This window comes from Streptomyces sp. NPDC043908 (genome assembly GCF_056435525.1).
Genome location: NZ_JBWKEI010000012.1, coordinates 206,820 through 216,835, shown reverse-complemented (window position 1 = coordinate 216,835; position 10,016 = coordinate 206,820). Strand labels below are relative to the sequence as shown.

The 10,016-nt window shown below is 72.0% G+C and carries 5 protein-coding genes; 2 read left to right on the top strand and 3 right to left on the bottom strand.

What is annotated here, in order from left to right; genetic code table 11:
- Positions 1-624: 624 nt before the first annotated feature.
- Both AC069K_RS25950 and AC069K_RS25945 read left to right on the top strand, forming a co-directional pair.
- Positions 625-5,154, top strand: a complete 4,530-nt coding sequence (locus AC069K_RS25950; RefSeq protein ID WP_478620467.1) for a molybdopterin-dependent oxidoreductase — start codon at positions 625-627, stop codon at positions 5,152-5,154.
- 186 nt (positions 5,155-5,340) lie between these two features.
- Complete coding sequence (locus AC069K_RS25945) at positions 5,341-6,438, top strand: enoyl-CoA hydratase/isomerase family protein (RefSeq protein ID WP_478620353.1); 1,098 nt, start codon at positions 5,341-5,343, stop codon at positions 6,436-6,438.
- A gap of 70 nt (positions 6,439-6,508) precedes the next feature.
- On the opposite strand, the gene AC069K_RS25940 is transcribed toward AC069K_RS25945, so the two are convergent.
- From AC069K_RS25940 to AC069K_RS25930, 3 genes are all read right to left on the bottom strand, one after another.
- Complete coding sequence (locus tag AC069K_RS25940) at positions 6,509-7,606, bottom strand: medium chain dehydrogenase/reductase family protein (protein ID WP_478620350.1); 1,098 nt, start codon at positions 7,604-7,606, stop codon at positions 6,509-6,511.
- Positions 7,607-7,815: 209 nt separating this feature from the next.
- Positions 7,816-8,379, bottom strand: coding sequence for a TetR/AcrR family transcriptional regulator (locus tag AC069K_RS25935; RefSeq protein WP_478620347.1), 564 nt, complete (start codon positions 8,377-8,379; stop codon positions 7,816-7,818).
- Between the two features lie 205 nt (positions 8,380-8,584).
- Positions 8,585-9,937: a class I SAM-dependent RNA methyltransferase gene (locus tag AC069K_RS25930; RefSeq protein WP_478620344.1), complete on the bottom strand. Its 1,353-nt coding sequence runs from the start codon at positions 9,935-9,937 to the stop codon at positions 8,585-8,587.
- Between the last annotated feature and the right edge of the window lie 79 nt (positions 9,938-10,016).

Here is a 10,016-nt window from a genome sequence, read left to right as displayed (position 1 = left end):
CAACCCACACCACCCCCCCCCCCCCCCCCCCCCCCCCCCCCCCCCCCCCCCCCCCCCCCCCCCCCCCCCCCCCCCCCCCCCCCCCCCCACCCCTGGCATGTCGCCCCCGAGGCCGCCCCGGCCCCCCCCAGGGTTCCCTCGCGCTATCAGCCCCGCGTGACGGACGGAGCGAACCGGCATTGATCGCCACCCTGCCGGGACTGCCGCTCTTGACGGCTACGGCGGGGGTCGATCTACGGAGACGTGGGCTCGACCGGCGCAGGCATGGATTTCACCTATGTAGGCGCCTCGCACCTGTGTAGGCAAGGTGCGGGCGGGCTGGAACCTACGTACGCGAGGTTGCGGCGCACTCCTCACACCCTGCCCGGACGCCTCGTGATGTCCGACATCGGAGGCGTGCCGCAGTCGCACACAGGTGCTCACAGCATCGGGGCGCGTTTAGTGTGGCCGACGTAACCACTCGTGATCGCCGCACGTGACATCGAAGTAACGGGCATTTCGTACGGTCGGAGCCCAAGGGATCCCGGCCGAGACGAGAGGGGACACCCGTTGACCGCACAGGGCACGCGGGCCGCCACCGACCAGGTGCGCACGGTCTGCTCGTACTGCGGTGTGGGCTGCGGGATGGTCCTCGACATCACCGTGGGGCCGGACGGCCGGCGCACGGTGCTCAAGGCCTCCGGCGACAAGGCGCACCCCGCCAATTCCGGTCGGCTGTGCACCAAGGGGGCGACGACGGCCGACATGCTCGCTGCTCCAGGGCGCCTGAGCACCGCGCTGGTACGGGGTGAACGGGGGGCGGAGCCGGTGCCGGCCGGGATCGACGCGATGATCGCCGAGACGGCGGGCAGGCTGCGGTCGATCGTCGACGAGCACGGCCCGGACGCCGTCGCGCTGTATGTGTCGGGCCAGATGAGCCTGGAGGCGCAGTATCTGGCCAACAAGCTGACCAAGGGCTTCATCGGGACCAACCAGATCGAGTCCAACTCCCGGCTGTGCATGGCCAGTGCGGGCAGCGGCTACAAGCTGTCGCTCGGGGCGGACGGCCCGCCCGGCTCGTACCAGGACTTCGAGAAGGCCGACGTCTTCCTGGTCATCGGCTCCAACATGGCCGACTGCCACCCCATCCTCTTCCTGAGGATGATGGAGCGCGTCAAGGCGGGGGCGAAGCTGATCGTCGTCGACCCGCGCCGCACCGCGACGGCCGCCAAGGCCGACCTCTTCCTTCAGATCAAGCCGGGCACTGACCTCGCACTGCTCAACGGTCTGCTCCACCTCCTTGAGGAGGGCGGGCACACCGATCCCGACTTCATAGCCGCGCACACCGAGGGCTGGGAGGCGATGGGCGAGTTCCTGGCCGACTACCCGCCCGGCTGCGTCGCCAGGACCACCGGCATCCCCGAGGAGGACATCCGTACGGCGGCGCGGTGGATCGGCGAGGCCGGCGAGTGGATGAGCTGCTGGACCATGGGGCTCAACCAGTCCACGCACGGCACCTGGAACACCAACGCCCTGGTCAACCTGCATCTCGCGACGGGCGCGATATGCCGGCCGGGCAGCGGCCCGTTCTCGCTCACCGGCCAGCCGAACGCCATGGGCGGCCGCGAGATGGGCTACATGGGACCCGGACTGCCCGGTCAGCGCTCGGTGCTCGTCGACGACGAGCGGACCTTCACCGAGGAGCTGTGGGGGCTGGAGCCGGGCACGCTGCGCACGGACGGGGCCGGGCTCGGGACGGTCGAACTGTTCCGGCGGATGGCCGACGGCGACATCAAGGCGTGCTGGGTGATCTGCACCAACCCGGTCGCCTCCGTGGCCAACCGCCGCACCGTCGTCGAGGGGCTGAGCGCGGCCGAGTTCGTCGTCGTCCAGGACGTGTTCGCCGAGACCGAGACCACCGCGTACGCGGACGTGGTGCTGCCCGGCGCCCTGTGGACGGAGGCCGAGGGCGTCCTCGTCAACAGCGAGCGCAACCTCACCCTCGCCCGGCAGGCCGTCGACCCGCCCGGCGAGGCGATGCCCGACTGGCAGATCATCGCGCGCGTGGCGTGCGCGATGGGGTACGAGGAAGCCTTCACCTACGACGGTCCCGAGGACGTCTTCGAGGAGATCAAGCGCGCCTGGAACCCGAAGACCGGTTACGACCTGCGCGGGGTCACCTACGAGCGGCTGCGCGCCACACCGGTGCAGTGGCCCGCCCCGACCGCCGAAGGTCCCGACCGCAACCCGATCCGGTACGTGTCCGAGGACGGCGGCGGCCCGGTCTTCCCGACGGCGAGCGGGCGGGCCGTCTTCCACGCGCGCCCGCACCTCCCGGCCGCCGAGATGCCCGACGACGACTTCCCGTTCGTGCTCAACACCGGGCGGCTGCAGCACCAGTGGCACACCCTCACCAAGACGGGGAAGGTGGCCAAGCTCAACAAGCTCAACCCGGCGCCGTTCGTGGAGGTGCACCCCGAGGACGCGGAACGCCTCGGCATCACCGAGGGCGACGGCGTCGAGATCGCCTCGCGGCGCGGCCGGGCGGTGCTGCCCGCCGTGGTGACCGACCGGGTGCGGCCGGGCTGCTGCTTCGCGCCCTTCCACTGGAGCGATCTGTACGGCACGGATCTGAGCATCAACGCGGTGACCAGCGACGCGGTCGACCCGATCTCGCTCCAGCCCGAGTTCAAGGTGTGCGCGGTGTCGCTGACGAAGTCGGCGGTGGAACCGGCGCGGCCCGTGATGCCGGGGACGGCCGCCAGGCTGGGCGGGACGTCGGCAGCCGGCGACGGCTCGGGCGGCCCGGCGGTGGGCCTGTCCGGGACGGCGGGAACGCTCGTTTCGGCCGGCGCGATGGCAGCAGTGGGCGCGAGCGGCACGATGGGAGCCGCCGGCGCGACGGGAGCTGCCAGCGCGTCGGGATATGCCACCGCGACAGGCGCAAGCGGCACGGCAGGGGCGCTCGGCACAGGCACCGCGCTCCTCGACGCCCCCGCACCCCTCCCCCACGCCGTCCCGGCCCAGCGCACGGCCCCCGACGCACACCTGGCGGCCGGCCAAGTAGCCGCTCCGGCCGCCTTGTTCGGGCTCGGGACGCCGCCGCCGGTCCTCACCGAGCAGGAACGCCAGTATCTCGCCGGTTTCCTGGCAGGACTGGAGACGGGTGCGCCCGGCATCCCCGTACTGCCACCCACGGCACCGTTCAGCGAGGAGCACGCGCTCTGGGTGAACGGGGTGCTGGCCGGGATGTACTCGCGCACGGCCCCGCGCCCCGCCCCCGCTCCCGCACCCGTCGCACAGCTTCCCGCCCCACGGGGCCGTGACGTGCTCCTGCTGTGGGCTTCGCAGACCGGCAACGCCGAGCAGCTCGCGGCGGCCGGCGCCGAGCAGCTCGCCGCCGCCGGACACCGCGTCCGGCTCGTCGCCATGGACGACGCCACCCCGGACACGCTGCCCACCGACGCCGAGGTACTGCTGATCACCAGCACCACCGGGGACGGCGAGGCGCCCGACAACGGCGCTGCGTTCTGGGACGCGCTGACGGACGAGGGGGCTCCGCGTCTGGAGGGGCGCCGCTACGCGGTCCTGGCGTTCGGGGACTCGTCCTACGACGAGTTCTGCGGACACGGCCGCCGCCTGGACCAGCGCCTGGCCGAACTGGGCGCGGTACGGCTGCTGCCCCGCACCGACTGCGAGCCGGACTTCGAGGACCGGGCCCAGGAGTGGATCGGCGGGGTGCTGGCCAAGCTGGAGGAGCTGTCGGCCGCTGCCGCCACGGCTCCCGGCGCGGCAGCCGGTCACCCGGCGGACGGTTCGGCCGCCGGCCACCCGCCGGACGCGGCCCTGGGTGCCCCCGGCACCCGCGCCCCGGGCGCGCCCGGAAATACGTCCGGCGAATTCGTCGATGGCCGGGAACTCGCGGCGCTCACCGCCCGTTCACCGGGTACAGCGACCTCCTCGGTCCTCAACACCACCATTCCTCCTAGTTCCGGGACGACCCGGCCCCAGGGCGCCCCGGCCACCTCTCTCCCCACCGTCCCGCTCCCCAGCTCCCGTGCCGCCGCCATCACGGCCCGGCTGACGGGGAACTCACTGCTCAGCCTCCCCGGGTCGAGCAAGGAGGTGCGGCGGTTCACCTTCGACACCCGCGCGAGCGACATCCCGCTCACCTACGCGGCCGGGGACGCGCTCGGCGTGCACCCGGTCAACTCACCCGATCTGGTGGCCGAGTGGCTGGCCGTCACCGGGTTGGACTCCACCACGCCCGTCGAGATCGGCGGGGTCGGCGAGGTCCCGTTCGGTACGGCGCTGCACGAACACCTGGACATCACCCGGGTCGGCCCCGACCTGCTCAAGTTCGTGGCCGAGCGGACCCATGACCGCCGACTGAAGGACTTGCTGCGCGCCGACAACAAGTGGCAGCTGGCGCAGTGGTCCTGGGGCCGCCAGGCGGTGGACGTGGTGGCCGAGCACGGGGTGCGCGCGAGCGCGGCCGAGTGGGCGGGCGTCCTGCGCGGCCTGCGTCCCCGGCTGTACTCGATATCGTCCAGTCCGCTGACCGACCCGCACGAGGTGTCCCTGACGGTCTCGGTCGTCCGGTACGAGAACCGCCTGGGCCACCCGCGCGCGGGCGTCTGTTCGGCGCTGCTCGCGGACGCGCCGCCGGACGCGCCGGTGCCGGTGTACGTCCAGCGCACCCGGCACTTCCGCCCGCCCACCGACCCGGGGACGCCGATGGTGATGGTCGGCCCCGGCACCGGGGTCGCGCCGTTCCTCGGTTTCCTCTACGAGCGCCGCGCCCTGGGCCACTCCGCACCGAACTGGCTGTTCTTCGGCGAGCAGCACCGTGCCACCGATTTCTACTACGAGGACGAGCTGACCAAGCTGAGCGCGGAGGGCACGCTCACACGCCTGGACACCGCGTTCTCCCGCGACCAGCGCGCCAAGGTGTACGTGCAGGACCGGATGCGCGAACACGGCCCGCTGCTGTGGTCCTGGCTCCAGGAAGGGGCGCACTTCTACGTGTGCGGCGACGCCTCCCGGATGGCCAAGGACGTCGACCGGGCGCTGCGCGACATCGCGATGGCTCATGGGGGGATGGACGAGGAGTCGGCGGCGGCGTATCTGAAGCGGCTGACGGCGGGGAAGCGGTACGTCCGGGACGTGTACTGAGACGGTCCAACCCGAACCCCGAACCCCGAACCCCGAACCGTACGAACGGCGGACAACGCCACAGCCCGGCCTCCCCCACACGCGTTCACGCGCGCGATGGACTCTCCGGGAGGCCCAACTATATGTTCGGGGAGATCGACTGGAAGATCGGCAAGGTTCAGCAAGGCCCGGAAGGAACCCCCACGCATGGGTCGCAGCACGACCAGCACACTCCCGCCCACCGCCGCCCGGCCCGACCACGACCACGTCCTGCTGTCCGTTCACGGCCGCGCCGCCCACCTCACCCTGAACCGGCCGAAGGCGCTCAACGCGCTGACCCACGCCATGGTCCGCCGGATCGACGAGGCGCTGACGGCATGGGAGCACGACCCGGACGTGGAGACGGTCGTCCTCACGGGCGCCGGCGAACGCGGGCTGTGCGCGGGCGGCGACATCCGCGCGATCTACGAGGACGCCCGCGCGGGCGGCACGGCCTCGGCGGACTTCTGGCGGGACGAGTACCGCCTCAACGCCCGGATCGCCCACTGGCCCAAGCCGTATGTGGCGGTGATGGACGGCATCGTGATGGGCGGCGGGGTCGGGGTCTCGGCCCACGGCAATGTGCGGGTGGTCACCGAGCGCTCGCGCGTCGCCATGCCCGAGACCGGGATCGGCTTCGTTCCCGACGTGGGCGGCACGTATCTGCTCAGCCGCGCCCCCGGCGAACTGGGCACCCATCTGGCCCTCACGGGCGCGCAGGTGGGGGCGGCGGACGCGCTGCTCTGCGGGCTGGCGGACCACTACGTCCCCTCGTCGCGCCTCGGGGACTTCCTGGCGGAGCTGTCGACCACCCCCGTAGAGGAAGTGCTCCCCCGCCACACCCACCAACCCCCGCCCGGCGAGCTGGCCGCACACCGCGACTGGATCGACCACTGCTACGCGGCGGACACGGTGGAGGAAATCGTGGACCGGCTGCTCGCCACGGGCGTCCAGGAGGCGAAGCAGACGGCCGAGACGCTCCTGACGAAGTCGCCCACGTCCCTGAAGGTCACGCTGGCGGCGATGCGCCGGGCCCGCGCACTGCCCACCCTGGAGGCGGTCCTGACCCAGGAGTACCGCGTCTCCTGCGCGGCCCTGAGCTCCCCGGACCTGGTCGAGGGGATCCGCGCCCAGGTCATCGACAAGGACCGGGAACCGAAGTGGAGTCCGGGGTCGCTGGGGGAGGTCGGGGACGGGGATGTGGAGAGGTTCTTCGGCGGGACGGACGCCGGGGAGCGGGAACCCCTGTTCACGTCCGGTAGTTGACGGAGGAGAGCCGTCCTCAGCACGTCCTCAGCACTTCCTCGGGCACGGGTGCCTACAGAACCAGACCACCCTACGGAACCAGAACAACCTTGCCGACCACGGTGCCGGATTCCGCCAGCCGTACCGCCTTCCCGACCTCGGTGAGCGGGATGCGCGCGGCGACCTGGGGGATCAGTCGGCCGTCGGCGAGGAGGGCCAGGACCTGGGCGAGGTCGGTGTGCAGCTTGGCGCGGAAGGTGGCGAGGCGGCGGCGTCCGGCCCAGATGTTGTAGAAGTGGGCGCCCTTGCCGCTCGGCAGGGCGTTCCAGAGTGCCAGGCGGGCGAGGAGCTTGAGGACCGGCGCCTTCGAGGAGCCCTCGACGTCGCGGGTCGAGGCGCTGCCGTACGAGACGAGGGTGCCCTTGGCGGCGAGCAGGCGGTAGGAGGCGACGATGCCCTCGCCGCCGACGTGGTCGAACACCGCGTCGTATCCCTGCGGGGCGTGGGCGCGTAGCTGGGCGTCCATGTCAGGGGCGCGGTAGTCGACGGGGACGGCGCCCAGGGCCCGCACGGCGTCGTGGTGCTTGGCCGAGGTGGTGCCGACTACCCGGGCGCCTGCGATACGGGCGAGCTGGACCAGGGTGGAGCCGACACCGCCGTTCGCGCCGTGGACGAGGACGGTGTGTCCGGGGCGTACCTTCGCCAGGCGGTGCAGCATCTGCCAGGCGGTGATGCCGTTGACCACGAACGTCTCGGCGTCGGCGGAGTCGACCGCGTCGGGCACCTCGGTCAGGTCGCCGGCGTCGACGGTGACGCGGCTGGCCCAGGCCCCGGTCTTGGTCAGGACGGCGAAGCGCCGCCCCAGCAGTCCGCCGTGAACGCCCTCCCCCACCTCGACGGCCCGTCCGACGAGGTCGTAGCCGGGGACGAAGGGGAAGGGCGGCTGGTCGTAGTACTTGCCGCGGCGCATCTGCTGTTCGGCGAAGGAGATTCCCGCAGCCTCCATCGCCAGCACGACCTGTCCGGGGCCGGCCGGGCGGGCGGGCCGCGTTCGGACCTGGATGCCGTCCGGCTCGACGATGCCCGGCAGCACCGCTTCGGTGACGGGGGTGGGGGTGGAGGGGGAGGGGGAGGTGGAGGTGATGCCGATGGTGCTGTCGGCGGAGATGCGGGGCTGGAAGTCGTCCATGGTCTTGAGCTCCTTGTCAGTGTCGAGTGAGACGGAGTGGTGGTGATGGGAGGGCGTGGGCGTGGCGAGGTGGGCAGGCGTCGAGACGACCGTCAGGCTTCGAATGTCGAATGAGCCCGTCAGCAGTATGTGTGGTCGACCACTCACTCTCGACTCCCAAAAACCGTGCCCCGGAGTGCGTCGGGGCGAAGCCCTGCCGGCAGCACGGCTCAGTAGTGGGTGATCCCGGCCGTGAGCGTGCGGGTCCAGGGTGCGGAGACCGCCTCGGCGTCGAGGGAGACCAGGAGGTGGCAGAGCATGCCGGTGGCGAAGAACTGTTGGACCTGTTCGTCGCTCCCCCCCGAGGCACCGCGGACGTACTCGACGGTGCGGGCGTACCCCGCCCGTACCGCCTCCCGGATCGCGGGCTCGGAGACAGCCGCCGCCTGGGCGTGCAGTTGGACCAGCATGAGGTCGTTGTCGCTGATCAGACGGGCGTAGGCGTCACCCATGGAGGCGAGGACCGCTTCGGGGGCGCTGCTCTCGGCGTTCGCCGCGCCGCCCTCCAGGGCCGCGCGGACCCGGACGAAGCAGTGTTCGACGACCGCGGTGAACAGCACTTCCTTGTTCGGGAAGAGGCGGTAGACGTAGGCCTGCGAGATGCCGGCGGCCTTGGCGACCTCGGTCGTGGTGGTCCCGAAGTACCCGCGGGCCGCGAACGCCCCGATGGCCGTATGCAGCACTGTGCCTCGGCGCTCTTCGGCTGTGGAGAGTTGGCGGCGTTCCGTCTTCATGTGAGTACTCAACCACTCACTAAGGCGGGGGTCAAGCACATGGGCACAGCACATCCGTCTTCCCTGCGCGCCCCAGCCCCGGCGGACCCGCCGCCCCCCCCGATTTGGAACGCCGGAGGGAGAGGCAGGGAAACCGCAAGGGAAGGGGCAGAAGAGCAGAAGCAGCCGCAGCCTTAGCCGCAGAGGCATTCGCAGCCGCAGCCGCTCAGGCGTCGTCGCGTACCGGCTCCAGAATCGCCACGCACTCCACATGGTGCGTGACCGGGAACAGATCGAACGCCCGGAGCGTCCGCACCTTGTAGCCGCCCTCCGCGAAGTACGCCAGGTCCCGGGCCAGTGCCGCCGGGTCGCAGGCCACGTACGCGATGCGGCGGGCGCCCAGGCCCGACAGGTAGCGGACCGTCTGCTTGCCCGCGCCCGCACGGGGCGGGTCCAGGACGATCAGGTCCGCTTCGGTGATCTTCGTGCGGGGCAGGACCTGCTCGACCTTGCCCTGTTCGACGCGGACCCGCGGCAGGTCCGCCAGGTTGTGGCGGGCGTCCTCCACCGCGCGCTTGGAGGACTCGATGCCCAGCACCGCGCCCTGCTCGCCGACCCGCTCCGCGATCGCGCCCGCGAAGAGGCCGACGCCGCAGTACAGGTCGAGCGCCATCTCGCCCTTGCGCGGCATCAGGCCCTGCATCACGGCCTTGACCAGGGTGTCGGCCGCCTTCGGGTGGACCTGCCAGAAGCCGCCCATGCCCACCCGGTACGTACGCTCGTCCGCCCGCTCGCGCACGAACGCGCGGCCGTGGACGCGGTGGACGCCGCCGTCCTTCTCCTCCACGCGCAGGACCGAGACCGGCTTGTCGAGTTCGACGAGGGGCAGGCGGCCGCCCGGGCGCGGGGTCAGGACCACCTGGCGGTCGTGCGAGCCCGTCGCCGCGATCGCCTCGATGGACTCCATCTGCGGCCACTCGCGCTTCTCGACGCCCAGCTCGCTGACGCCGGGCGCCGCGATCATGCAGTGGTCGATGATCTGGACGTCGTGCGAGCGGTGCTTGCGCAGACCGGCCCGGCCGTCCTCGTCGATGGCGTACTGGACGCGGGTGCGCCAGGCCGGGACCTCGCCCGCGGGGAGCTTGTCGCCCTCGGCGGGCATGACCGTGCCGTCCCAGCCGGCCTCCTCGGGCGTCAGCCCGGCCAGCCGGCGCAGCTGCTCGGTGATGACCTCGCCCTTGAGGCGGCGCTGCGCGCCCGGCTTGGCGTGCTGCCAGTCGCAGCCGCCGCACTTGCCGGGACCCGCGAACGGGCACGGCGCCTCGACCCGGTCCTTGGAGGCGGAGAGGATCTCGATCGCGTCCGCGCGCAGGTAGCGGGAGTCCTCGTCGCCCTCGGTGACGCGCGCGACGATCCTCTCGCCCGGCAGCGCGTGCCTGACGAACAGCACCCGGCCCTGCTCCGTGCGGGCGATGCAGTGCCCGCCGTGCGCCACGGGGCCGACCTCGACCTCGTACTCCTGCCCGACCAGCGAAGCCGAGGACGGGGACGAAGACGAGGACTCAGGCTCGTTCTGCATGAGGGCGGGACTCCAGGGTGCCAGGGGGAAATGGGGAAGGGGGCCGCCGTCCCCGTAAAGGACCGTTCACAGGTCCCGT